At 40.1% G+C, this 25,107-nt stretch carries 21 protein-coding genes and 1 tRNA gene; 12 read left to right on the top strand and 10 right to left on the bottom strand.

Features of this window, described 5'->3' with window-relative positions:
* Positions 1 to 3: 3 nt before the first annotated feature.
* The 4 genes from ACY2A0_RS03640 to ACY2A0_RS03625 all read left to right on the top strand — a co-directional run bounded on the left by ACY2A0_RS03640 (position 4) and on the right by ACY2A0_RS03625 (position 1,768).
* Positions 4 to 225, top strand: a complete 222-nt coding sequence (locus ACY2A0_RS03640) for a hypothetical protein (RefSeq protein WP_461791254.1) — start codon at positions 4 to 6, stop codon at positions 223 to 225.
* An 82-nt stretch (positions 226 to 307) separates the two neighbouring features.
* A complete protein-coding gene (locus ACY2A0_RS03635) occupies positions 308 to 700 on the top strand; it encodes a Crp/Fnr family transcriptional regulator (RefSeq protein ID WP_461791253.1) in 393 nt (130 codons plus the stop codon).
* A gap of 6 nt (positions 701 to 706) precedes the next feature.
* The gene (locus ACY2A0_RS03630; RefSeq protein WP_461791252.1) at positions 707 to 1,081 is read left to right on the top strand and encodes a response regulator transcription factor; all 375 of its coding nucleotides are present in this window, start codon (positions 707 to 709) and stop codon (positions 1,079 to 1,081) included.
* Positions 1,082 to 1,111: 30 nt separating this feature from the next.
* Positions 1,112 to 1,768, top strand: coding sequence for a DUF1345 domain-containing protein (locus ACY2A0_RS03625; protein ID WP_461791251.1), 657 nt, complete (start codon positions 1,112 to 1,114; stop codon positions 1,766 to 1,768).
* A 755-nt stretch (positions 1,769 to 2,523) separates the two neighbouring features.
* Here ACY2A0_RS03625 and ACY2A0_RS03620 read toward each other — a convergent pair.
* The 5 genes from ACY2A0_RS03620 to ACY2A0_RS03600 form a co-directional block, all read right to left on the bottom strand.
* A complete protein-coding gene (locus ACY2A0_RS03620) occupies positions 2,524 to 2,925 on the bottom strand; it encodes a hypothetical protein (protein WP_461791250.1) in 402 nt (133 codons plus the stop codon).
* Positions 2,926 to 3,044: 119 nt separating this feature from the next.
* Positions 3,045 to 3,311: a hypothetical protein gene (locus tag ACY2A0_RS03615; protein WP_427531791.1), complete on the bottom strand. Its 267-nt coding sequence runs from the start codon at positions 3,309 to 3,311 to the stop codon at positions 3,045 to 3,047.
* A 645-nt stretch (positions 3,312 to 3,956) separates the two neighbouring features.
* On the bottom strand, positions 3,957 to 5,357 hold the full coding sequence (locus ACY2A0_RS03610; protein ID WP_461791249.1) for a hypothetical protein: 1,401 nt from the start codon (positions 5,355 to 5,357) through the stop codon (positions 3,957 to 3,959).
* A gap of 270 nt (positions 5,358 to 5,627) precedes the next feature.
* Positions 5,628 to 6,305, bottom strand: a complete 678-nt coding sequence (locus ACY2A0_RS03605; protein ID WP_461791248.1) for a GNAT family N-acetyltransferase — start codon at positions 6,303 to 6,305, stop codon at positions 5,628 to 5,630.
* Positions 6,235 to 6,795, bottom strand: coding sequence for a hypothetical protein (locus ACY2A0_RS03600; protein WP_461791247.1), 561 nt, complete (start codon positions 6,793 to 6,795; stop codon positions 6,235 to 6,237). Before ACY2A0_RS03600 ends, ACY2A0_RS03605 begins: the two co-directional genes overlap by 71 nt.
* Positions 6,796 to 7,001: 206 nt before the next feature.
* Here ACY2A0_RS03600 and ACY2A0_RS03595 point away from each other — a divergent pair, with 206 nt between their 5' ends.
* Both ACY2A0_RS03595 and ACY2A0_RS03590 read left to right on the top strand, forming a co-directional pair.
* Complete coding sequence (locus ACY2A0_RS03595) at positions 7,002 to 10,643, top strand: hypothetical protein (protein ID WP_461791246.1); 3,642 nt, start codon at positions 7,002 to 7,004, stop codon at positions 10,641 to 10,643.
* 759 nt (positions 10,644 to 11,402) lie between these two features.
* Positions 11,403 to 11,469: transfer RNA gene (locus ACY2A0_RS03590), tRNA-OTHER, on the top strand.
* Positions 11,470 to 11,602: 133 nt separating this feature from the next.
* Here ACY2A0_RS03590 and ACY2A0_RS03585 read toward each other — a convergent pair.
* Together ACY2A0_RS03585 and ACY2A0_RS03580 are read right to left on the bottom strand one after the other, a co-directional pair.
* Positions 11,603 to 12,454 (bottom strand): DMT family transporter, encoded by an 852-nt coding sequence (locus ACY2A0_RS03585; RefSeq protein ID WP_461791245.1) that lies wholly within the window; start codon positions 12,452 to 12,454, stop codon positions 11,603 to 11,605.
* Between the two features lie 360 nt (positions 12,455 to 12,814).
* Positions 12,815 to 13,894: an AI-2E family transporter gene (locus tag ACY2A0_RS03580; protein WP_461788227.1), complete on the bottom strand. Its 1,080-nt coding sequence runs from the start codon at positions 13,892 to 13,894 to the stop codon at positions 12,815 to 12,817.
* Between the two features lie 165 nt (positions 13,895 to 14,059).
* On the opposite strand from ACY2A0_RS03580, the gene ACY2A0_RS03575 reads away from it, so the two are divergent.
* The 4 genes from ACY2A0_RS03575 (at position 14,060) to ACY2A0_RS03560 (ending at position 18,431) form a co-directional block, all read left to right on the top strand.
* Complete coding sequence (locus ACY2A0_RS03575) at positions 14,060 to 14,503, top strand: SRPBCC domain-containing protein (RefSeq protein ID WP_461788226.1); 444 nt, start codon at positions 14,060 to 14,062, stop codon at positions 14,501 to 14,503.
* 368 nt (positions 14,504 to 14,871) lie between these two features.
* Entirely contained in the window at positions 14,872 to 15,309 is a 438-nt protein-coding gene (gene arr / locus ACY2A0_RS03570) for an NAD(+)--rifampin ADP-ribosyltransferase (protein ID WP_461791029.1), read from the top strand.
* A gap of 5 nt (positions 15,310 to 15,314) precedes the next feature.
* Positions 15,315 to 15,785, top strand: a complete 471-nt coding sequence (locus tag ACY2A0_RS03565; protein ID WP_461788225.1) for a DUF1572 domain-containing protein — start codon at positions 15,315 to 15,317, stop codon at positions 15,783 to 15,785.
* 426 nt (positions 15,786 to 16,211) lie between these two features.
* Positions 16,212 to 18,431, top strand: a complete 2,220-nt coding sequence (locus ACY2A0_RS03560; protein WP_461788223.1) for an NADP-dependent isocitrate dehydrogenase — start codon at positions 16,212 to 16,214, stop codon at positions 18,429 to 18,431.
* A 706-nt stretch (positions 18,432 to 19,137) separates the two neighbouring features.
* Here the strand turns inward: ACY2A0_RS03560 and ACY2A0_RS03555 are convergent.
* Both ACY2A0_RS03555 and ACY2A0_RS03550 read right to left on the bottom strand, forming a co-directional pair.
* Positions 19,138 to 19,575 (bottom strand): SRPBCC family protein, encoded by a 438-nt coding sequence (locus ACY2A0_RS03555; RefSeq protein ID WP_461788222.1) that lies wholly within the window; start codon positions 19,573 to 19,575, stop codon positions 19,138 to 19,140.
* A 99-nt stretch (positions 19,576 to 19,674) separates the two neighbouring features.
* Positions 19,675 to 20,091, bottom strand: coding sequence for a VOC family protein (locus tag ACY2A0_RS03550; protein WP_461788221.1), 417 nt, complete (start codon positions 20,089 to 20,091; stop codon positions 19,675 to 19,677).
* 142 nt (positions 20,092 to 20,233) lie between these two features.
* Here ACY2A0_RS03550 and ACY2A0_RS03545 point away from each other — a divergent pair, with 142 nt between their 5' ends.
* Complete coding sequence (locus ACY2A0_RS03545; RefSeq protein WP_461788220.1) at positions 20,234 to 23,065, top strand: S8 family serine peptidase; 2,832 nt, start codon at positions 20,234 to 20,236, stop codon at positions 23,063 to 23,065.
* 108 nt (positions 23,066 to 23,173) lie between these two features.
* On the opposite strand, the gene ACY2A0_RS03540 is transcribed toward ACY2A0_RS03545, so the two are convergent.
* Positions 23,174 to 23,749 (bottom strand): thymidine kinase, encoded by a 576-nt coding sequence (locus ACY2A0_RS03540; protein ID WP_461788219.1) that lies wholly within the window; start codon positions 23,747 to 23,749, stop codon positions 23,174 to 23,176.
* Positions 23,750 to 24,029: 280 nt separating this feature from the next.
* Between ACY2A0_RS03540 and ACY2A0_RS03535 the strand changes: the two genes are divergently transcribed.
* Positions 24,030 to 25,082, top strand: coding sequence for a hypothetical protein (locus ACY2A0_RS03535; protein ID WP_461788218.1), 1,053 nt, complete (start codon positions 24,030 to 24,032; stop codon positions 25,080 to 25,082).
* The last annotated feature ends 25 nt before the right edge of the window (positions 25,083 to 25,107 follow it).

Genomic DNA, 25,107 nt, shown 5'->3' with positions numbered 1-25,107 from the left:
GGGATGAAGAAACGGAACAAGCGATATAAGGGAGGTTCAGAATTCGACCACCCACTGTTCAGGGCGCCAGGGACCAGAAATGAGAAAATGCCTGTCAAAAAATATCGGCTATGGAAAATCCTGTTAATGATGATAGCTGGACTGATTCTGCTTCTAGCGGTAATTTCAACAGCCAAACATTATTACGGGCACGTAAGTGGTGATTTGCAGCACAAGTCACATTGAGGCCGAGACTATGCTCAGGCAGTATATGTTAGGCTACTGCCTGAGCCTTTTATAGTGTTTGGGGTTAACCGTACAGGTGACAATGACTAAAGAAGAACTGAACCGATTGTTAGTCGGCATTGGAAAATTCTCTTCCAATGATGTCGATCTATTCAGAACAGAGGTGAGAACAAGGAATTTCAAAAAAGGGGACTGTCTTTTGGAAGTTGGGGATGTATGTCGGTCAATGTACTATGTCGTTTCCGGAAGTATCTGCGAATTTGGATTGTTGGAGGACAGAGAATTTATCCAAGGTTTTTATCTCGAAGGGGAATGGTGCCTGTGTCGTGCAAGCTTCAGTTTGACCAGTCCCTCCCTTACAACGATAAAGGCGCTTTCTGACCTGATAGTATGGGAACTTTCCAACGAATCCATTAGAAAGCTGATTGGCCTTTCTCCCGCTTTTTGTCAATTGGGGAAAATATTGCGAACCTAATCCTGTATGAAGAGAATACTCGTTGTAGATGATTATGAGGATATCCATTCGATATTTTCATTTATTTTCCAGGATGACAATGTCGAACTCAGGTTCCTGTCCGATCCTGCGGGGCTCGATGAACTGTTGATGGAATGGAATCCCGATCTACTAATGTTAGATGTCAGGCTTGGGAGTGTTGATGGCCGCGATATATGCAGACTGATCAAGGCTGACCAACGCTTTGTTCCCTTAAAGGTCGTTCTCATGTCGGCACTGTCCATCGATTGGAAAGATGATCTCAGCGGTGCAGATCTGATGATATGTAAGCCGTTTGATATTTTCGCTGTACGCAGGGATGTACTATATCTAATTAAAACCAATGGTAGTTTAGAAAAGTAGTGGAAGAAAATTTTAAATCAATTCGAAGAAATGAATTCTACAGCAAAAATCGTCAATGGTCTGAAAAGTGGTACCCGTTTGGGGATTTGTGGGGCGACTGCAGTCTGTAGTGGCCTTATCATCGGTATTACACAACCTGTCGCGGCAAGCAGCATGGCTGCGTGGGTTATATTTGCTATACTTTATTTGTCCCTATCTTGGATCACCGCCCTAACCTGCGAACCCCATGAAATCAATAAGATTGCCGACAAACAGGATGCCGGCAGGGCTACGGTCACCATCTTTATCCTTATTGCGGCGGCAGCAAGCCTGGTAGCTGTAGTGCTCCTGTATTCCTCGGCCAAAACCAAAACTGGACTGGACCTTATCCTACACATACTTTTCAGTCTACTCTCGGTTGCAGCCTCTTGGGTGCTGGTGCACACTACGCTGGCCTTCAAGTATGCACATCTGTATTATAGTAGACATGATACACCCCTGGAATTTCCCCGCACTGCCAAACCGGACTATATGGATTTTATGTACTTCTCTTTTGTGATTGGGTGCACCTTTCAGGTCTCGGATGTACAGATAGCTTCCAGACACGTCAGGAGGATCGCCATGTTGCACAGTGTTTTCTCATTTGCGTTCAATACATTGATCGTAGCACTTACGGTCAATATCGTATCTGGCCTGATCGACAACTAGCTATAGGTCTTTGTTTTGTCCGTCATTCATTTATTGGGACGGGAGTACAGTAGGAATAGGGCGACAAGTGCTAGGATTGTCCCTATTGCGGCTAATATATTTTTCAATAGTTTCATATGGGAACTTGCTGTATTAACTTCTGTTGTTGATATTTCATTTCGATAAAAATTCGCTTACGAAAATTAGATAGGCAATCCAAAGAAGACTTAAGAGGATGGCTTCAGTTCTATGTGAGAGGATAAATCCTTTCCAGGTTTTTTTATCTGGTCTATTATACGGTTCTTTGTTTTCTGACATTGTCAATAGTGATATTGCTGACATGGACGTGTTTGGATCTTGTTGCAAAATGAATGAGTACGATAATGCCAATGAAACCAAGGAGAAAAAACAAACCGTTAATATAATAACGGACTTTTTCTACTCGATGTCTTTGTTTTGCGGAATTTACCTTCTTAAGTCCGCTCCTTATTTTTTGCATATGTTCTGATGATCCCGCCAATGACAGGGATGGAATTTTGTCGGTTTAATAAAGTATTAAATGTATAGATCAGAAAAGGGCTTTCCATTCCGATTTATCATAGTCATTTATGGGAAATTTTGGCCAGGGGAACTTTTATGCCATTCCGCTTCATACCAGTGGACTTATAGATAGTTTTTCGTGGATATCGACGGTAAGTTGTATAGGAAGACGGTCTCCTCCTCCGATAAATTGGAAAAGAACGGTTCCAATGGGAACACAGAAATGGCTCGGCCTTTTATGAAATTGCGGGAGGGCCCCGGAGTTGATCTTGGTATCGGTAGTGATGATCGAATGGTCGTTTCTCACCGTTAGAATACTTGGCAGCGGATTTTCTGAATTGTTTGATGACCGATGATAGTGAGGGCATTACCGTAGGTAATGCATCAGCCTTCTTGATTAGGAGATTGCTGTTGTTTCCCGTACCTATATAGCTGTCAAGTCCCTGTCCATGGTCGAAATTGGAGAAAAGGAAATCTAAGATATCTTCCTCGAATTTTTGTTTCTGATTATCGTGATGATGGTTGTGGGCAAGGGCAGTCGCGGAACTGTGATTGTAGTGATGATGGTGATCGGCCAACGATGGTCCAAGTGTCAGTACCTTGGCCAGTAGTAGCAATATGGTTATGTAAATCCTCATCTGTTATCCAAAGATAGGGAAAGTTAGTATTGAGCGTAAATCCAGAGAGGTTTCAAGATTAGATTTAACAAAATGATAATATGAAAGGACAGGGTTTTATGCCCTGTCCTTTCATTAGACTACTTTTTGTTTTTGTCGTGATGTTCATTTTCATCGTGATGCTCAGACTCTGGATGATGTTCCTTTTCGTTATGGTGCTCCTTTTCATCATGATGTTCTTTTTCACGGTGATGCTCCATTTCATTAGCGTGGCCTGGACCTTCATGGTGCTCCTTATGTGGGTGGTGTTCCTGATGGTCATGGTGCTCCTTGTGCTGATGATGCTCTTTGTGCGGATGGTGTTCGTCGTGTTGATGGTTTTCTTTTTTTGAATTTTCAGTGTTCATAACATTAAAATTTAAGTAAATAATTGATTGTTTCCACGGAAATATTCCGTAGTATCTTAAGCTGAAAAGCAAAGCGATTTCATTTCATATCAGATAAACTGATATAAGGGATTAGAATTGGTCAGAATAGAATGTATTGTATCCTATATAAGGAAGGTGCGTGTTTGAAGATAGATCGGATTTGTTTTTACCAAAAGGTTTGGTTGGGGTAGATATGCTTCGGTCAACTTTTCTTTCGTAGGAACGGCAGAGTCTCTGATAATTAAAGTTGATGCTGCTAAGTGCTCGAAATGCAATAATGTATATGATACATTTTTATCGATCCTTGCCTGAACGTTTACAGACGAACAATCACAACATGGGACTTGACATCCATCGGACAGGCGTTCAACCAACAGCTCTGAAGATTGGTGGTCTGCTCCTCGCACATTATGGCTTTGCGACCCAATTTCCGCGACGAAAAGGAGTAGGTAGCTAAAGGCAAGAAGTGACGCAATAATTCTTCTCATGATTTTCCACGTTACCTATTTACTACAAATAAGTTTCGGTTTTGTTTTGGAATGTTTCGGAGAATGTTGTTCGCTGGTGCCAACCTGCAACAATTTTTGTGGGTGTCTCTGGTTCAGTGTAATTTCATCGGAGCGGTCAAGCCGTTATTTGTAAGGTAATTGTTCGGAATCCATCCGAGGTGTCACCAAAGCTGAGAGTTGCCGAAGAACTCCCCAAAGACCATGTTCGCTGTGTTTCGTTATCTTCTAGTTTCTTGAATTCTGTTACGTCTAATCTATTCTTGTAATCCTTGGGAAGGCCCAAAAGCTTGATGCATTTATTGAGTAAAAGATTGAACTCTGCGTACATCACGCCATGCCTGCGGCCCCTGGCAGACCGGAAAAGTAGCAAGTAGCTTTTTCCGGCATTGGAAATGGAAGACTGGAGACGATCAAAATAATTCAGTACCGGATACGGTAGCTTGATTACCTGTTGATTGCTCATAAGTGAATGATGTATAACAAATCCGTGCTTAAGGGAGTATTTGATTCCAGTAGCGAAAGAATTGAGGTCTTCTTCATTATTGAGCAAAAAGGGAGATTTAGCAACGAAGTCCTTCACCGTCAGGACTTGGGTGGCTATACCAAATATCTTATAGGTTATAAATGCTTTTGTCTGTACGCCTCTATCATCAGATACGAAATAATCTGTCATAGTTGCGAAGTAGGCATGAGCGGCATCTCTCTGCAGGTCCATGTAGCTATTTTTCTTTCTTTTGCCTCCCGATCGTTCTTCGGTGACGCCCAGAAATTCCAGCTGTACGTAGGTGTTGATAAATCGGTTGTAATCATCTTCGGGCCCAGCAGAAGTGCTTACGATGTCTACCAGTTCCGAAAAGCTTTTTCCGAAAGCGGTTTCCTTCATCCGCTCGTCAAAGTCAAAAGACCACACTTCATAACTGTATTCTTTTCGGTCAACGTATGACCTGAGGAACTGTTGGTGCTTTGCAAAGCTTTCCTTGTCGCTGATGAAACCACCAGCTTGGTTCAGGCCTTTTAAAGCATCTCTTATCGTACTTATCCCACTGAACTCTTGCCCCAGGCCCAAAGTCTCTAAGCTATTTGATAGTATTGGATCTTGCTTAGCTGTGTCAAAGAGAGGCATGTCCAGAAGTTGTTTAAACATGGGCTGCAGGGAACTTAGCTCTTCCATGCCAAAAGCTTCCTCGATAAAACCGTTCGGATCTTCCAAGATCTTTCTGGAAACTTCAAAATCTATGGAACTATAGGCTTCCCTGGGCGTTGCCAGGCTGATTTTGTCTGTTTTTTCGATATGGTCATGGTGGAAATAGTTGTTTTTGACATACTCCTCCATATGGGCAAGGTCTATTTGACGGTAGATATCCTCGGAATTCGATAGGTCGTTGAGATGGGCGTCGGAAAATATAAAAAGAAAAGCATCTTTCAATTTTTCTACCGCATTCAGCAGCTCTTGGTTCATGTGTTTGGAACCAGGCCTTATCTGCCTATAAATATTGCTGTCCAGGTATAGCCTCATCGATTGTATTCCCTTTCTCTAAAATTAATAATTTATTTTCAACGTTTGCCGAAGCACGCAAGGATTATTAACAGCCTGAACAAATTTATAGATAGCTTTAAGCCACTTTTCAATTTTACAAAATTAAGCTGTCCATTTTTGCTCTGGTGGAACCGATGAACTCCCAGACCTATTTAAAAGTTGTGAAGTGATAGTTAACACAATTGGTTAGCTGTGTTCCTAAGGGAAAGTAAAAACAAACCTGTGTTTAGGCAAGCGTCACGGTCGGAGCTAGTTGTAATAGACGTGCTGAATGCTATCAAAACTTGCCTTTTTGATCAGTCCCGATTTATACAGCACCCTTACGGCAGAATGGTTTTTTGGGTGTGCGACGGCACCTATCTTATCAATCCCCTTTTGTTTCAGCTTTTCTAAAAGACGTGGTAACAGTCTTCCCATGATGCCTTTTCCTGTGTGTTCTGATGATAGGCAGAATTCAATGAAATGTGGATAACAATCCAGTTGATAATGTTGTCTGGCAATTTTGGGCGTAATCAATTCGATCATGCCTATGGTGCGCTGTCCCTTTTTTTGGGTAATGAAATACCACTGGCCATTGCCGTTATGTTGATTGATCAAGGCTGTTTGTAGCAGTGTTTCGGCTTGCTGGATAGGGGAAAGTTTCTTATGGGGAAGAAAAGTTGTAGTGGAATGCTGTCCGAAGAGCTGGTGGATATCCCTAGTCAGGCTATCAAATCTTTTCATGTCTTCGGCTCGGAAAGAGTGGAGCAGGAGGTCTTCCGTTTCGATGAGTATCGGCTGGGTCATGTGGCGCTTGAAATTTAATGGTAAGGAATTAACGATGGAAACCAGAAAAAGTTCATATCGTCGGGCTATTTTAGAAATTGATGGAAAAGGTATAGTTTTTCCTGTAATGGTAATCCTCCAACCTGATATAGGTGGCCGCATGCACGAGATAGGAGGGATTATATCTGTTGTAATTATACACCGCCTGTTCTACGCGGCTCTCCAGCCCAAGTTTGTTCCAATGTTCGGTATAGGATTTAATATGCATGGAAATCTCGTTGTTTGCATCTATGTTGAATTCATAATCGTCAAACTTCTTGGCCAGGATGTGGATGAGATCCCTACGGTATTCGTTGAGATTGATGTGCTTGATGGCCTGCGCATTATTATAGGAGAAAATAAAGCCAAATTGTGACTTCTTATAGGCGTAGGCCATTGCCCTTCCGCAAAAGCGGATGAAAGAAGTGTAATACTTTTCTGGATCTGGTTCAATAAATTTCTCACAATAATTGAGATTGAGCTGTTCGATATTTACTACTATGTAATCCTTTTTTAGATAGACGAATTTGGTCATATCACCTATGGAAGCATGCATTTTGCTGCTCTGTAGGTTTTCCCTTAATGCCTTTACAAATTTTTCCAGTTCAGTCACGGAACAAAATTGCTAAAAATATTAGTAATTTGGAAATAATTTTTATTCTTTGAAATTGCCATAAGTGTTTAATTTGGTGTATAATTATTCGCTGTTGCAATAAGATCCAATGTTTATTTCTGCATAACATTCAAAATAAGCATTGTCAGTCTTTTAAACCTATAGGACAACTTTATAACTTTAAACCTAAATTAAGCTGCTTGATCATGGCCATTGATGATATCAATTTTTTGTCCCTAAAGCCCTTTAACGGGAAATCCACGCATTCCTTCGAACAATTAATTTACCAGTTGGCAAAAAGGAAATATGGACATTTGGGAACTTTCACACCGATTGATGGTTCGGGAGGGGATGGCGGGGTAGAATTTTATCTGACCTTGAAAAATGGAGATGTCTGGGGGTGGCAATGCAAATACTATGAGGATAGGGGGCGGTTATCGGATAGCGGACGTTTCAAAAAGATAGAACAGTCATTGGCTGTTTCATGTAGCAACTACCCCAGGTTGATCAAATGGATCCTTAGTCTGAAAACAGATCTGACAGTGGATGTAACGGTCAAAGGTGGCAAAGTAAAAACAGGAGAAAGAAGTTGGTTCGAGAATGAATTGAAATTTTCGGTTCCCAATGGTAGGTCTGTCGATTTAGGTTTTTGGGGCGAAACAGATATTCTTGAAGAACTACAAAAGCCCACTAACATAGGCATCACCAGTTTCTTTTTTGGGGGACTTGAATTGGATTCCGATTGGTTTCAGCGGAGGGGCAGACTCATATTGGAGAAGTTGAGGGACAAATATGATCCAGAGCTTCATACCATGGGGCTTTATGAGCAGTCTATTGTTGACTGTATGCTGCTAAATCCCCATTACATAGACATCATCAATAATTTTAAGGCCGAACTTCATGATCTGAAATCAAAAGTAAAGTCGAGTATTAATGAATATAGGGAAGAATCAAAAGAAGATCATAGAGCAACGACCTATCTTGCCTGTTTCGGTGAGCTTAAACCCTATCTGGATTACCCCGACGATATTTTAGATGAGATCATAATTTGCGTAAAGCGACTGGATGCCGAGCGGATAGGGCAGGTTTCAGATTGGCAAAAAGACCATCAATATCATAAGATCCTTCGGGATATGGATGAGTGCTATGCAGATCGGGTAAGCTATTCGGCGATAAAAAAATTCTTTAACAGATTTGAACAGATAGTTAGGAACTATGTCCATCCCGTAAGTCGGGACCTATATTTTGTAGGTGGTGCGGCAATTGGAAAAACACATCTTTGCTGCGACATCGTCCACCATAGGATGGCAAATGGACTTCCCTCGTTGTGCGTGACTGGAGATATGTTCAATAACTCAAATAACATTGAAGATACACTTAAGAATATTTTTGATGTTCCACCAGACTATTCTTTCGAAGTCTTTCTGTCTGCATTGGATACGTACGGCAAAATCAACAATACCTATGTTCCGATTATTATCGATGGTCTAAATGAAACAGTTTTTGACCGTTATTTCTCAACCTTATGGAACACGCATCTGCCCACCTTTGCCGCCAAAATTCGTAGTTATGATAATTTGCGTCTTATCTGTACGGTCAGGAAGTCCTATGTCGATGAGATTTGGGATAATCCTTCCAAGATCAACCTTCATCATCTCTCGGGATTTGACGATTTGGAGGTTACCAGGGAAGCTGTCGAAAAGTACTTTAAAAAATATAGGATCGTTACCCATTGGACTTTTGCGAATCTCTATAGGTTCAGCAGGCCGATATTCCTAAAGATATATTGTGAAATAAAAAATGCTGACTGGGAGTCTGGCAAGGAAGTAGAGGTGAATCTCTCCACTGATACAAATGATGATTTGTTTTCGACTTACTTTCAGCAGATCAATTCTAGGGTAACCAGAAAGGCCCATTTTTTAAGGGCGGAAAAACCTTTTATAGTTCCTTTGCTGGATAAACTGGCCATTTTCTTTTGGGCAAACAATCTACGGGAGATCGATGCAGACAGTTATTTCAGGATGATGGATGGGGATAATTATGACTCTGCCGAATCCAAAGGGGATATTTTGCTACATGAAGGCTTGATTATGAGCAGGGATATACGTTCCGGTAAGGAATTTATGTTCATTACGTATGAAATCATGGCAGCTTATCTTGTAGCTAAGCATTTGGTAAATACCAGACCTTTAGCGTTTTTCGCTCCTGATGGAGAATTTTATGATAAAATAGCCGAAGATTCAGGGCAGCAACATCCATTGTATGAGAACATCATCGAGGAGGTCGCTTTACTGTTTCCCACTGCTTTAGGTGCAAAGCTCCACATGCTGTATGCCTCTAATACTGATGATCTGGTCTATAGAAAGTCAGTAAAGGTGCTGTGGCATCTCGATGGTAAGCTGATCGATAATGATGATATAGCGCACGTGGAGCTGATGTTCGGAGACCAAGCCTTTAGAGAGAGGGTTATACCACAGTTCAGATATACGCTTGTGGATACCTATCATCCATTCAATGCGCTAAGTCTTTCGCGGTATCTATTCGGATTGAGCGTGGCCGAAAGGGATCTGTCCTGGACTGAGTATGTCAGGCATCGGGCACATGAGCTGGAGCTGTATATTGAGGAATTTAATGAAGGTGTGTTAAGGAGTTCAAAGGACAGAAATGTTTCTAGCCAGAAGTTCCATCTGGCTGCACATTATATACAATTCATTTTAACCAGTACGAATAGGAAACTCAGGGACACTGCTACAAAAGCACTTTACAGGTACGCCTGTAGCTATCTTGAGGAGTTTGCCGAGATGACCTATAAGTCCCTCCGATTAAATGATCCGTACGTTCCGGAAAGGATGCTGGCTGCGCTGTACGGCGCCTGCTTGGCTCGGGAAAGAGCATGCACGGATCCGAATTCCCGGCCAATTTTGATGGTGGTTGGGAGAAAAATATTTGATTTGATGTTTTCGGCAAACGCGGAATTCTTTACTACACACTGGCTGATGAGGGACTTTGCATTCAACATCGTGAAGCTTGCTGTCTCCAGTTTTCCCCAGATGCTTGAAAAGAATGAAAGGAAGTATATCGTTTCGCCATTTTTATTGGGAAAAAGAAAAAAATATAAAATATATAAGGGTAAGGACCCTCTCTATCAGGCACCTCTCAGCATGGATTTTTCCAATTATACTATAGGTTATATTGTTGAGGGCGGAACATCATACTCAAATCCTCCAGAGAAAACGAAGGTAAGAAAGCAGATCTACCAAAGGATACTTGATCTTGGTTGGAATGAAGAGGACTTTTTAGCACTGGATAAGTCTGTTTCAAATTCCAATCTCTATCAAAATAGATCTGAAAGGCCGAACGTTGAGCGCTATGGTAAGAAATACTCATGGATAGCCTATCACGAGGTCGCGGGCCATCGGGAAGATAAGGGTATGATCAAGAATGAGTGGGAAGATTACCGAAGCTCCGATATTGATATAGACCCAAGTTTTCCCGTTCCCATTATAACAGGCAGTATTGTTGAACACGATTTTTTGGGAGATAGATCTGAAACATTGGCGCAGTGGATAGCAGATAAGGAGGCACCAGATGTTGGTACATATTTATATCTGGACAAAGACGGTGAAAAATGGGTTTGTTTGGATGGTTATTTTGGGCAGAAGGATAAAGCTAATTTTCGGGAAATATTTATTTTTCCAAGGGGAATATTGGTTAAAAAAGAAGAGTATGGAGAGTTTATGGAATTTTTCCGAAAAAAGAGTATTGGATCGAGATGGATTCCCGAGATTAGACAGAACCATTACACCTTTGGAGCTGAAATATATCTCTTTCCGGAGGCAACAGTGTAGATTTCGTCAAAAGTAACCACCATCTTTCGTTCCAAACTGGCCACCAAACCGATTGTTCAGCCTTTGCGAACCTATCCCATCGGTAATACGATATTCATAATCTGGGATCCAGGGAATTTCCAGTAGCTACTCTTTCCAAACCTCTTTTGCTACGCAAAAGGCCACATCTACTCCGTTTATCAACAGAATATAGAACAAGAATTCAACTACATCGGAACAGGCAACAATCTTTCGATTTTAGATAAGTTTAAGAAGCTCTAAAGCATGTAAAACATAGTGACTACACATCAATCCAGAACAACAATCTCAATGCTTAAAACCCTTTAAAATCAGTCAAGTGGTCACTTTTAAGCGAAATCAGGTGGCTACTTTAGAGCGTAATAGGTGGCCACTTTGGAGAAAAAAAAGGTGGCCACTTTTGGAATATCCCCCAATATGACATACGAGGGCATTAACTTTCACTTATTACTAAAGATACAGTTTTGTCCCAAAATATTTTCTGCAGGCCATTAGAATTTATATCAAATGTGGAATTTTTGAGGCTACGAGATGAAACTTCAATCGAAATACTTCCTAACTTGTTTCTCGCCGTTTACTAATAGGTCTCGTAAAAGATTGGTAATGTTTCTAGTTTGTTAGATATGATTTCTTTATCTGTAAATAAATGACTATATTAGAGTAGCAGAATAAAAATGCCTCTTATGTTTTAAAAATGTTTTAGGTTTTTTAGATGTGATGGTTTAACTTACTGAAAATAAGAGTTTTGTATTTGGTGTCAAAAGGACTGAAAATCCTTGTGTCGCTGGTTCGATCCCGGCAGGCACCACTTCCCAAACCCCGAAGTAACTCTCGGGGTTTTTTATTGGCTTAATTTTCAGTTGCTATCTATAGTAGCTGTCATACCCAAGCCTTTGAATCACTGAACAACTAAAAAACCTATATTGTAACGGTGCAGTTGTTTAGGTAAGGCTTAACGCGACGATGCCGCATAGGATAAGTACACTGGCAATGATCCTTCTTTTGCCATCTGTTTCGTTGAGTGCCTTTGATCCCATAAATACGCCGATGAGTATGCTGGTTTCCCTTGCCGGAGCGATAATGGTAAGTGGGGCTAATTTTAGTGCTTCTAAAACTAGGATATAAGCAGCAGGGCTGAGTACGGCTATAGCCAATATACTCCACTTGTGTTCAATCCAATCGCTTTTTATTTCTTCGGTTTTACCAATAAGAAACGGGATTAGCAGTACGATGCTGAACGCGTTGGAAGAAAACGTAAGCTGTAGCGGTGATAGCTGGTAATTTTTAATGGCAATAGCATCATTAAGCGTATATAGCGCAATAAATAATCCAGTTAGGCTTCCCCAGAAAATTCCAGCTTGTATCTTTTTATCCCCCTTTTTAAAGCTTAATCCAGTAATTACAAGCACGCCTGCAAGAATTAACGCTAAACCTAGAGCGATATGATATCCAAATGTTTCTCTAAGTACTACGATAGCGGCCATTGAGGAGAGTAGGGGACCTGAACCACGAGCGAGTGGGTAAACTACCGAGAGGTCGGCTTTTCGGTAGCCCTTCTGCAAGATTAGGAAGTAGGCAATGTGCAGTATTGCGCTACTGACCGAAAACCATAGCAAAGGTTTGGAGAACTCGAATTTCTCGTTACGGGCAATGTGGTACACCAGCAATGGTAGGTAAACTACGGTGCTGCCAATGTACATTAGCCATACGAAAGGCGCTTTTCCGTTAGCTTTTTTAGAAATTAAATTCCAAACGGCATGCAAAACGGCGGCGCTTAAGACCAAAAAAAGCACATAGGGTGTCATATAGCAGGCAAAATAATCAAAATTGCTTGCATTTTGATGTGACTTGCTTAAGCAAATAGCAGTGATGGAGGCCAACTACATGCACTTGCAAAAGCGCTATTGTAGCTTGTCTCGGATTTAAGTCCCGATTGGTCTTTTCGCAGTGCGAAAAACCCATTGTCCTTATGGTCTGAAAAAAGAAATGGAGATACAACCGAAGTCATATCCCCATCATCTAAATTAACGCTCTCGCAACAAAGGTAATCAACATGTTCGAGTTTGCAAATAACGTATCGGTAATTTTATTTAATGTATCGACGAATTAGGAATTTAATTTCAATTTTTCATTCCTACGTCCAATTTTTTGGGCTAATAGATGATGTCTTCAGTCCGTTGTTCCAGTTGTGGATCTTTCGGAAACTGACGCAAATAAAATTCTTCGTAATACGCCTTGATGATTGCTGCCAGTGGCGTAGATAATAGTGCGCCCGTTAATCCAAATGCTGTGCCCATCGCCAGCAACAAGAAAAGTGATGACATGGGATGGATGTTCATCGTAGAAGACCTCAGCTTGGGCATCAAGAAATCTGAAATGAGCTCGTTAAGTAGTAGGAAGAAAATTAGGCACCAAAGTGCCGTAGCCGGACTTACAGAAAGAGCTACCAAAGTAGGGGGAATAGCCATAATGTAAAAACCTATTTTAGGAATAAGCTCGGAAAAAAAGGCTAAGGCCGCCCATACCAATGCGCCAGGAACATTCATCAACGTAAGGAAAGCGTAAACTAGCACGGCTTCAATAGCGCCTCCAATCAGGTTGGATTTCATCCAGCCAACTAGCATTACAGAAGTGTGTTTCATCGCATTTTCTGCTTTTTCTCGCTGTTTTATGGGGAATACAGTAAGATACAGTTCGATGATAGGTTTTGGGTTTGCGACGAAAAATACCACCATACATACAAATACGATGAACACGAAAATGCCACCTAAAATAGAAAATGAAAAGTTGCCAATGCCCATCACGGTATTGCCAAGGGAAGGAATTGCAGAGGAAATTGCATTTCCGCCTTCGCTGATTTCTTTCCTAAGCTCTGGGAATTTCTTCAGCAACTTATCTAGATATTCAGATATACTGGCGTAGTATTTTGGGATGTTGCCAATCAGCACATCTAGTTGGTTGCTCATGTGGGGAACCACCATCCATCCGAGCAGTGCTATGATTCCAAAAATGACTAAAAAAACAATCAGGCAGGCTAGCCACCGCTTCATTCCTTTCCTTTCAAGACGGCTTACTGGCGCATTGATGATAAGTCCTAAAACAATAGCGAAAATGCCGAGTAGTACAACACTTAAAATTTTCAATAGAAACCAAAGTAGGATGATTAGTCCAGCTGTGTATAGAATAATTGAGGTTGCAGTCCTAAAAATACTGTGGGTTGATTTAATGTTCATTTCCAAAGTAACTTCTGAAATACAAAAATGTTTGCGGTAGTCTGGAGGTTTGTTCGGGCTAGCTGCGTTAAAGTAAAGAAGATAATTGATGCAAATACTATTTCAATACTTAATATCATCTAAGAAAATCATAAGTTTATATATCATTTTACAATTGAATTAAAGATGGAACAGTCAACTGATCGTGAGGTCTTAAGCAGTCGGGTTATTGATGCCCCAATAAACGTAGTCTATAATTTTTTCGCTAATGCGGAACTACTAAAAACTTGGTGGGGTCCCGAAGGTTTTACCAATACCATCCATGAATTTGATTTGAAGCCCGGCGGTAAGTGGATCTTAACCATGCATGGTCCCGAGAAAGGAAATTACGAAAATTCCGCTATTTTTACTAAAGTGGTTCCTAACCGGTTAGTTGCGTGGACGAGGCTTTCGCAGCCACTTTTTGATATGGAAGTTGGCTTTGAAGCGTTAGACGATGATCAGACACTTATCTCATTCAAGATGATTTTTGCTAGCGTAGAGGAGGGTGAGAAAATGCGAAAGTTTGTAGCACCTAAAAACGAAGAGAATTTTGACCGGCTTCAACGCGTTATTAAGGAGGGTAGCTAATTTAGCGCTTGTTTTATCGCTAAATTTCTATCGCACATTTTATCTTGGTAAATAACTTACAAATGGAATTTTCCCCTTTTAATCCGATAGTTAAATTGTGCCTAAAAGGTATGGAACTGGAACAGCAAGGAGAGCCTGAAAAAGCGAAAGATTTGTTCATGCAAGCCTGGGACGAAGCTACCGCTGATTTCGAGAAGTTTTTAGCAGCCCATTACTTAGCTCGTTTGGAGCAGCAGGCCGCTGAAAAACTGAATTGGCTTGAACAAGCATTGCAGCATGCCTCAAATGTAAATGATGTTGCTGTTAAAAGTGCCTTGCCATCCTTATATTTAAACTTGAGTAAATGTCATCAAGCATTGAAAAATGAAATTGAGGCTGAACAATTTGCAACATTAGCCAGTCAACATCAAAATAACCCCTCAGATCAAGGTCCTTTTTATCATGGTACAAAGGCAGACTTAAAAGTGGGAGATTTGTTGAATCCTGGAGGAAACTCCAATTACCAGCAGTCGCTGAAAATGAACCATATTTACTTTACGGCGATGGCAAACGGAGCGGGTTTGGCTGCAGCCTTAGCTAAAGGCAATGGCGTAGAGCGTGTGTACGTCGTAGAGCCTACTGGGGATTTCGAAAATGATCCTAACCTCACAGATCAAAAGTTTCCTGGAAACCCAACGCGTTCTTACCGCTCTGCAGCGCCACTTCGAATTGTAGGAGAGGTAACCGATTGGGAAAGGCAAGCTCCGGAAGTGATCCAGAAATTTCGAGAAAGGGTAGCAAACAACCAAGGGAAAATTATCAATTGATGTAAATGAACCGAAACTTAACCATTGCCGCTCGACTTAGCGAGGTGTTATTGGATGGTACTTGGATTGCCAACACAAATTTTAAAATGCAGTTGCAAGATTTGAGTTGGTTGCAAGCCACCCAAAAAGTAGGTAGCTTAAACACCATCGCTATGCTAACTTTCCATATTAATTATTACCTGAAAGGATTATTATGGGCATTTGAAACGGGTAAACTGGAAATTAGCGATCGCTACAGTTTCGATATGCCTGAAATAAAGTCGGGAGATGATTGGGATGGGTTAAGAACCGATTTTTTGCATCAGGCGACACAGTTTGTTTTAAAAGTGGAACAATTGGAAGATGTTGTTTTTGATCAACATTTTATAGATGAAAAGTATGGTACTTGGCTTAGGAATATCGAAGGAGTAATTGAACATTGTTACTATCACTTAGGGCAAATTTCTTTGATTAAAAAGTTAATTGTTGAAACTTAGTCGGTAATCCATAAGAATAACATTTCAGCAATAAAATTCGTTTATGCTATTTTGTATTTTAAAGATCAGCCTAACCTCATTCAATCAGTAACATATAAGTTAAGGATGCAATTTCGCATAAATCCATTGGCCAAATGTGTAGCCGTTCTGGTAAATTCCTATCGCAATAAAGATGATAATAATAGGCAGTAAGATTTTGAGCCACTTGGATTGCATTAATTCTTCTTTATTCATGATTTAGTTGTTTGGTTGTTCTTAGAACGAAAAGATATTGTATTTGTTACAGTAGCTTTCAACTGTAAGTTGTTTTTATGTATAAATAACACTAAGCTGTTATTTAATTCGCCGCTTTCTTTTATCTTTAGGCGATTTTATCAAACCAGTCCGTATTTGGACAATTTATTCGTACATCATAAATAAAAAAACATGTCAAATTCATCAAAAATTATCTATACCAAAACAGATGAGGCTCCATTGTTGGCAACCTATTCATTCTTACCCATTGTTCAAGCTTTTACAGCATCAGCGGGTATTGATGTTGAAACAAGGGATATCTCTTTAGCGGGAAGGATTTTAGCTAACTTTCCTGAGTTTTTAAAAGATGATCAAAAAATTGGAGATGCATTGACAGAGCTTGGTCAATTGGCAACTACGCCAGAGGCTAATATCATCAAATTGCCAAATATTTCTGCATCAATCCCTCAGTTAAAAGCGGCCATTGCCGAGTTGCAAAAACAAGGTTATGCTTTGCCAAATTACCCGGAAGATGCTCAAACTGAAGAAGAAAAGGCAATCAAGGCTAAATATGCAAAAGTATTAGGTTCTGCAGTAAATCCTGTATTGCGTGAAGGAAACTCCGATCGTAGAGCGCCTAAAGCGGTGAAGAACTACGCAAAAGCCAATCCGCATTCAATGGGAGCTTGGTCGGCAGATTCAAAAACTAACGTAGCTAGCATGAGCGAAGGAGATTTTTACGGTTCTGAAAAGTCAACAACTGTTGAAAATGATTCGCAATTCAAAATAGAATTTGTAGATGCTAACGGAGCGGTTACTGAATTGAAGGGCTTGGCTAAGCTAAAAGCTGGCGAAGTGATCGATAGTTCGGTAATGAGTCTTTCGAAATTAAAAACATTTGTTGCTGAGGCGATTAAAGAGGCTAAAGCGGCTGGAGTATTGCTTTCTGCACACTTGAAGGCAACGATGATGAAGGTGTCAGATCCTATCATTTTCGGTGCTATTGTAGAGGTTTATTTCGCTGACGTTTTCGAAAAATATGCTGAGCTTTTCAGAAATTTAGGTGTTGATACACGCAACGGTTTAGGTGATGTATATGCTAAAATTGCGGGCAATGCACAGGAAGCTGAAGTGAAAGCGGCTATTGATGCGGCAATTGCAAACGGACCAGCTTTGGCGATGGTAAACTCTGATAAAGGAATTACTAATTTACACGTTCCTTCGGACGTAATTGTTGATGCTTCTATGCCTGCAATGATCCGTACATCGGGCCAAATGTGGAACAAAGAAGGTAAACAGCAAGACACTTTAGCCTTGATTCCTGATAGAAATTACGCAGGTGTTTACACAGCAACAATTGACGATTGTAAAAAGCATGGTGCTTTTGATCCAACCACAATGGGTTCTGTTCCTAATGTGGGTTTAATGGCTCAAAAAGCAGAAGAATATGGTTCCCACGATAAAACTTTCCAAGCTTCGGCTAATGGAACTATCCGTGTAACTGATGCCGATGGAAATGTTTTCTTCGAGCAATCGGTAGAAAAAGGTGATATTTTCCGTATGTGCCAAACTAAGGATGCGCCAATTCAAGATTGGGTAAAATTAGCAGTAAACAGAGCTCGTTTATCTAATACGCCAGCTGTTTTTTGGTTAGATGAAAATAGAGCACACGATGCTGAAATCATTAAAAAAGTAAATAAATATTTGCCAAACTTTGATACTAACGGGTTAGATATTCGCATTTTATCTCCAATTGAAGCTACTAAGTTTACCTTGGAGCGTATCCGTAAAGGTGAAGATACCATTTCAGTTACCGGTAACGTATTACGTGATTACCTAACAGATTTATTCCCGATTTTAGAATTGGGTACTTCTGCAAAAATGTTATCTATTGTACCTTTAATGAATGGAGGTGGTTTGTTCGAAACTGGCGCTGGAGGTTCGGCTCCTAAACACGTAGAGCAGTTTGTTCAAGAGGGTTACTTGCGTTGGGATTCATTAGGAGAATTCTTGGCTTTACAAGCATCGTTAGAGCACTTGGCTCAAACGCAAAACAATGCAAAAGCTCAAGTGTTGGCGGATGCTTTAGATGAGGCTAACGCTAAATTCTTAGCTACTGATAAATCTCCAGGCAGAAAATTGGGTACAATTGACAACCGCGGTTCACACTATTATTTGGCTTTGTACTGGGCAGAGGCTTTGGCAGCTCAAACTAAAGATGCTGAGTTGAAAGCTAAATTTGAACCTTTGGCAAAAGCATTAGCTGAAAATGAATCAAAAATTACTGCTGAGCTAATTGAAGCTCAGGGTAAAGCACAGGAAATTGGCGGTTACTACAACCCTAATGATGAGTTAGCTTCAAAAGTAATGCGTCCAAGTGCTACTTTAAATGATGCTTTGGCAAGTTTGTAAGTAGTATTTAATTACTAGATATGAATAATAGAAATCCCTCGGTAGTTTTATCGAGGGATTTTTTTGTTGGAGTGATGTTCGTCATTGCGAGGAACGAAGCAATCTTACAATTATAATCAGGTCAACTAAACTTGCGCTTTAAGATTGCTTCGTTCCTCGCAATGACGACACCTATTGAGTTAAAAAAATATTAAACCGCAAAGGACACAAAGTGCGCCAAGCTTCCGCAAAGAATAGGTTGAGTTATAGCTCAAAGTAAGATTTTGGACTTAGATTTTAAGATAAATTTTTCACTAAGGGTGGCTTGTGATATTTTTAAAGCGATATGCCAACTTTGCGCTCTTTGCGAAACTTTAAAAACTTTGCGTTAAAAAAATATTAAACCGCAAAGGACACAAAGTGCGCCAAGTTTCCGCAAAGAATAGGTTGAGATATAGCTCAAAGTAAGATTTTGGACTTAGATTTTAAGATAAATTTTCACTAAGGGTGGCTTGTGATATTTTTAAAGCGGTATGCCAACTTTGCGCTCTTTGCGAAACTTTAAAAACTTTGCGTTAAAAAAATATTAAACCGCAAAGGATACAAAGTGCGCCAAGCTTCCGCAAAGAATAGGTCGAGTTATAGCTCAAAGTAAGATTTTGGACTTACGCTTTAATACTACCTTTCTGAACTATGGCAGGCAGTTACTCATTATAATTTACTCCTTTTAAGCTTCCGCCAATTCTTTTACTTTTTCAAGCGCCTTCGGCCAAGTTTCTTCAAAATAGGATTTATACTCTTGTGTGCTGTCCATTTCTACGCTCAAAATTGATTTGCCATCTAGTGTGCTTAATTTATAATTTTCATGTGCGCCATTCCACTTTTTCACCTCTTCACTTTCCAAATCTTCCACACCATTATTGTAAAAGCCCAAATGTTTGATAGATAGGTACTCGTTGGTGATGCGATCGGCAATTTCCGAAACCATTCCGTTGCCTTCAGTATTTAAAAACAAGGCTTTACTTCCTTTTTGCCAATCGGTTACCGCTCTTGAACCTTCTGAAAACACGCTTGTCCATTGCGGATAGCTTTTTTCGTCAAAAAGAATATCCCAAACTTTTTCTTTACTGGCATTGATTTCGGTTTTGAAATACAGTCTTTCCATATTTTGAAGTTTAATGCAAGCGATTAAATACCGCTGCCGTTTTTAGGTAATTTACAGAGGAATGCTTGAATATCAATGAGATAATTTAAAACTTTTATACTATTGCTGTTTAAACTTACTAAAGTCCATAAATAATACGTTCCATTTGTGGCCATCTAAATCGGTGAAGCCACCACCATACATCCAGCCGTCTTTTTCGCCGCCTTTTGCGTAAATTATAGCACCTGCCTCCGCGGCTCTATCTAAAATTTCATCAACTTCGTTTCTGCTTTCAGCATCAATAGAAATTAGACAGGAAGTAGCATTATCTAATTCGGCAATTTTGAAACTAGTAAAGCTTTTAAATACCTCCATGGTGAAAAAATTCACAATAAAATCTTTTTGACCTATTTTGAATGATACCATTGTATCGCTTTGCGGCGCATTTTTGTTCACTGCAAACCCAAGTGCATTGAAAAAATCTGTGGTACTTTTAACATCTTTTACGGGTAAGTTTAGCCAAATCTCTTTAGTCATAGTTTTAGGTTTTAAAGTATGTAAATCAAAATTCCGAATATTAAATTTCTAAAAGAGGGCTAAATACGACAATATTCAGGGGGATTTTGTCTTGTTGTTTGATGGAATCAGAATATGTACCTTAGCTTAACACTAAAAGGTTATGAAAAAACTCTACTTTCTTTTGGTTTTGGTATTCGTGTTATTTGCTTTTAATAACGCTGAGCAGCCTAAAAAACAACTCAAGTTTACACTTCCAAAAGGAGTTAGTAAAGCTGATTACCTTCCAAATACCATAATCGTTAAATATAAAGATGGTACTAGACTTAATGCTATAACCGAGAGTGTGTCAAGCGAATTAAAAGATGTCGGTATAATTTTGTCGGCGCTTGAGCCCATTTTCAAAACTAATAAAAATGCAGTTGAGAGTGTGTCTGGGAATTTCCATTTCGAAAACTACTTTGAAGCGAAATACACAGGTAATGCACCGATAGAAACAGTAATTAATGCGCTACTGCAAAATGATCAAATTGCTTACGCCGAGCCAAGTTATATTCACACTACTTGGTACACACCAAATGACGCGGCGTATGGAACACAATTTTATTTGTCGCAAGTAAAAGCACCGCAGGCCTGGGATGTATTGAGAAACGCCTCAAACGTAATTATTGGTATTGTCGATTCGGGGTCTGAACTTACCCATCAAGATTTAGCCGCTAACATCTATTACAACACGGCCGATCCAGTCAACGGAATTGATGACGATGGCGACGGTTACATAGATAACTATGCAGGCTGGGATTTTTGTGGTGCTTCTGTTACTACGATGATTGGCGATAATGACCCCAACGTAAAAAGCGCAGGAGCAGATCATGGTGTGCATGTGAGTGGAATTGCTGGTGCGGTAACAAATAATGGAATTGGTGTGGCTAGTGTAGCAACCAACGCCAAATTGTTAATTGTTAAAGCGGGTGCCGATGACAATGGACGAACGATCTTTAAAGGTTACGAAGGAATTAAATACGCTGCCGACAAAGGTGCACAGATTATCAATTGCTCATGGGGTGGCGAAGGTGGCGGTCAATTTGGTCAAGAAATGGTTAATTATGCCATTAGTAAAGGTTGTTTGGTAGTGGCGGCGGCAGGTAACGCTGGCAATGATACTCCCATTTTCCCTGCGGCTTTTGATGGTGTGTTAGCAGTGGCGAATTTGAATTCCAATGATACCAAAGGCTCAGCTTCCAATTACGGTACTTATGTAGATATTTCTGCTCCAGGGGAAGGCATTTACAATACGGTTTTCAATAATAGTTATGCTTATTATTCGGGCACGTCAATGGCGGCTCCGCTGGTATCCAGCGCTGCGGCATTATTAAAAGCGAAATATCCAAATTACACTGGCATGCAAATAGGCGAGTTGTTAAAAGCAACTGCAGACAATATCAATGCTCAAAACCCAAATTATGTGAATTTACTGGGCAAAGGCAGGTTGAATGTCTTCCGAGCGCTTACTGAAAACGCTACTGCCGTTAGGTATCAAAACATTAGTATTACTGATCAAGGTTTTGGCAATAGGGCACCAGGAACCGAAATTACAATGAAAATTGCGCTCAAAAATTTCCTCAGCCCCGTCGCTGGACTAAAACTAAATGTCACTAGTAGCAGTCCATATGTTCAGGTTCTTGATCAAAATGTTGATGTTGGTGATTTCAGCACCGCTGAATTAAAGAGTAATATTGCGCCTGTTAGAGTCAAGATATTAGCTGATGCTCCGGAAAATCATGAAGTCGTTTTTAACCTTCGCTACACAGGAAATAGTGGCACTTACACTGATTTTGAAGTCTTTAAAACGGCGGTTGCTCTTGATTATATTAACATCACTGTAAATAAGATAAAGACTACATTAACTTCAAATGGTAGAGTGGGATTTAGCAAAGCCAACGCTACTGCAGGCTTGGGGTTCATTTACAACAATGAAAATATGCTCTTTGAGGCTGCATTGTTAGTGGCTAAATCAAGTACCCAAGTGATGAATAATGCTAGGGTTTCATCTACTTCTAACGAAGATTTTAAGCGTACTAAAACTGCAGCAATGTCTGTTTCCAACATTGCCGCTTTTGAAGGTACCAGCGTATTTACCGACGAGGCTGCTGCCAATCCCATCGGTTTGCGAATAACCGCCAGAGCTTTAGCCTTTGATAGTTTTGCTGATGACAAGTACGTAATTATGGAGTATGAGCTGACCAATACCAGTGGTGCAGATTTGCACAATATTTATACCGGTTTATTTACAGATTGGGATTTGGATGAATCGTCGGCTAATGCGACAGCCTACAATGCTGCAACAGAAATGGCTTATGTTTATGCGAAAAAGAATGCTTCCCACCCGTATGCAGGTGTTAAATTACTCAACTTATCTGCAGCGCCAGCTTATTATCCTTTGGCTTACGACTCGCCCAATAGTTTAATAGCTGACAACAGTTTTTCCATCGCCGAAAAATATCAGACGCTAACGTCGGGGATTCAAGCTCAAGGTTTAGGGCAAGATATTGCAAACGGGTACGATGTGATGTTCACGTTGGGAAGTGGTCCGTATAATATATCGAAAGGCGGTTCCATTAAGGTGGCCTATGCTTTTTTAGTTGCTGATGATAAGAATGAATTGATTGCAGTAAGTGAAGCGGCAAAAACGAAGTATGACGTGGTGAACATTAAGCCAATTAGCGAATTGCCAAAAGATTACGCTTTGAAACAAAACTATCCAAATTCGGCAAATAAATTCACTTACATTCCTGTGGATTTGCCTGAAAATATTGATATGGAATTAAGCATTTATGATATTCAGGGTAGGAAAATGGCCACAGTGGCATCTGGTGCTTTCGGTGCTGGTGCCTATCGTTTCTATGTTGATTTAAGCAGGTTAGCAAAAGGGACTTACGTGTATCGGTTAAGTACCGCAAAATTCAAGCAAAGTAAAAAAATGGTAGTGAGGTAGGGGGAAATGTTTAACAATCAATTACCAATATTCAATAATCAAAAACCAAATGTTGATACTAATGAACCAATGGCCAATAAACCAATGAACCAATGACCAATGAACTAACTAATGATCCTTATTAAAACAAGCTCTGCATCTCGGTTCGTAGCTGTCTTTTTCACCTAGTAGTACCCTTGCTTCGCTAGCTGCGGTGCGGTAAGAGTAAACAGCTGGGCTACCACACTGCATGCAAACGGCATTTACTTTGGTGACATGTTCGGCAATGGCCATTAATGCTGGCATTGGTCCAAATGGCTTGCCTAAAAAGTCCATATCCAAGCCTGCAATAATTACTCTAATTCCTTTTTGTGCCAAAGTGTTGCAAACCTCGGGCAGTCCGTCGTCAAAAAACTGGGCCTCATCAATGCCTACTACTTGCGTATTTGCGCCTAATAATAAAATTGCAGAGGAATGGTCTACCGGAGTGGATTGTATAGAATTTGAATCGTGTGACACTACGGCGGTATCGTCGTAACGAGTGTCTGTTTTAGGTTTAAAAATCTCTACATTTAATTTAGCGATTTGCGCTCTTTTTAATCTTCTGATCAGTTCTTCGGTTTTGCCAGAAAACATCGAGCCACAAACTACTTCAATACTGCCACTAATTTCTCCCCGTCTAAAGTTTTGTTCGCTAAATAACATTGTAAAGGTATTTTTAGCCAAACTTAGATAAATTTGCTCTGATATGCAATATCATCGATAGGCATATCAAATTAAATTATCGTTCTCTCCTCAACTATAAGAAGATATAATTATTAGAGGGAATATAACGGATTTTTATAGTATTTTTGATTTAGTTTATTAACATAAAAAGCCAAAACTTTCGTTAAAAGAATGTGTTAAACTGTACGTCAGGCAAATAATACATTCAAGAACTTTCTCTTCGGAAGAAGTTTATTTTACACTTAGAAATATAGCACAGATGAAACAAGAAGCTCTTTTCAAAAAACTAGGGAACATACTTGCCGAATTGAACGATCAATATCAGTTTTTAGCACAAAATCCAGATCAGTTGAGTGAGTTAGAACTAGAATTGTTTCTGGCTAATGCTAATTTCTTGGCAGATCATATCCAAATTATCAAGAAATTAAACTTAGTGCCTCAAGCATTACCTCATTTGCCTGCAGCTGCCGAGCCAATTACCGATGAAATGGTGGTTGATAACGAAGTAAGCGATGAACTGCATGATGTGCAGCAAGTTGAAGCTATTACTTTTGCTGATGTGCAGGATGTTGAACCCGAGCCTGCTATAATACTTGATGTGAAAGAACCAGCACCATTGGACGTTGAACATGAGAAGGAGATTTTTCGGTTAGACGAAGAGCCTACACAAACTTTTGAGTTTATTCTTAACAGCAACAGCTATTCTGAGGACGATAGGTTTGATTTTGAGGAAAAAGGCGCCGATGAACTATTTGATAGGCCGTTAAGCGAGGAAGAAGAATTAATTTTAGCGCAGAAGCGTAGAGTTAAGGAGAACCTGATTAGAAATCCGGAGGAATTGGAAGAGGATGAGATAGGCCCTGAGCCTTTTTTGGTACACAAAGAGGAACTTCCAATTGTTGCGCCTATAGTTCAAGAACCTGTAGTTATAGAGGCACCAAAGCCAGCGGTTGAGGTTAATCAGCCGGTAGTACCAGTGGCTAAAGTTGAAGAAAATGCCGCCAAACCTACTTTGAATGATATTCTGGCAGGTAAAAATACAAGCACTCGCCTGAACGAAACCTCTGGAAGTGTGATTACTGATTTAAAGGCTGCTATCAATTTAAATGATAAGTTATTATACATTAAAGATTTGTTCAACGGTTATAACTTAGCTTATGCAGAAGCTATCGATATTGCCAATAAAATGCCAAATTTTGATGCTGCGGATAACTTCTTTCAAAAAAACTACGCTGTTAAAAACAATTGGGCTGAAAAGCAAGCCACTGTAGACAAATTTTATTTGTTGCTAAACAGAAGGTTTAAAGACTAGCTTGGTGTAGGTACTGGAAGTTGGG

Origin of the sequence: Pedobacter sp. (assembly GCF_965249885.1) — a bacterium.
Classification (GTDB): Bacteria; Bacteroidota; Bacteroidia; order Sphingobacteriales; family Sphingobacteriaceae; genus Pedobacter.
This window is presented reverse-complemented; position numbering and strand designations above follow the sequence as displayed.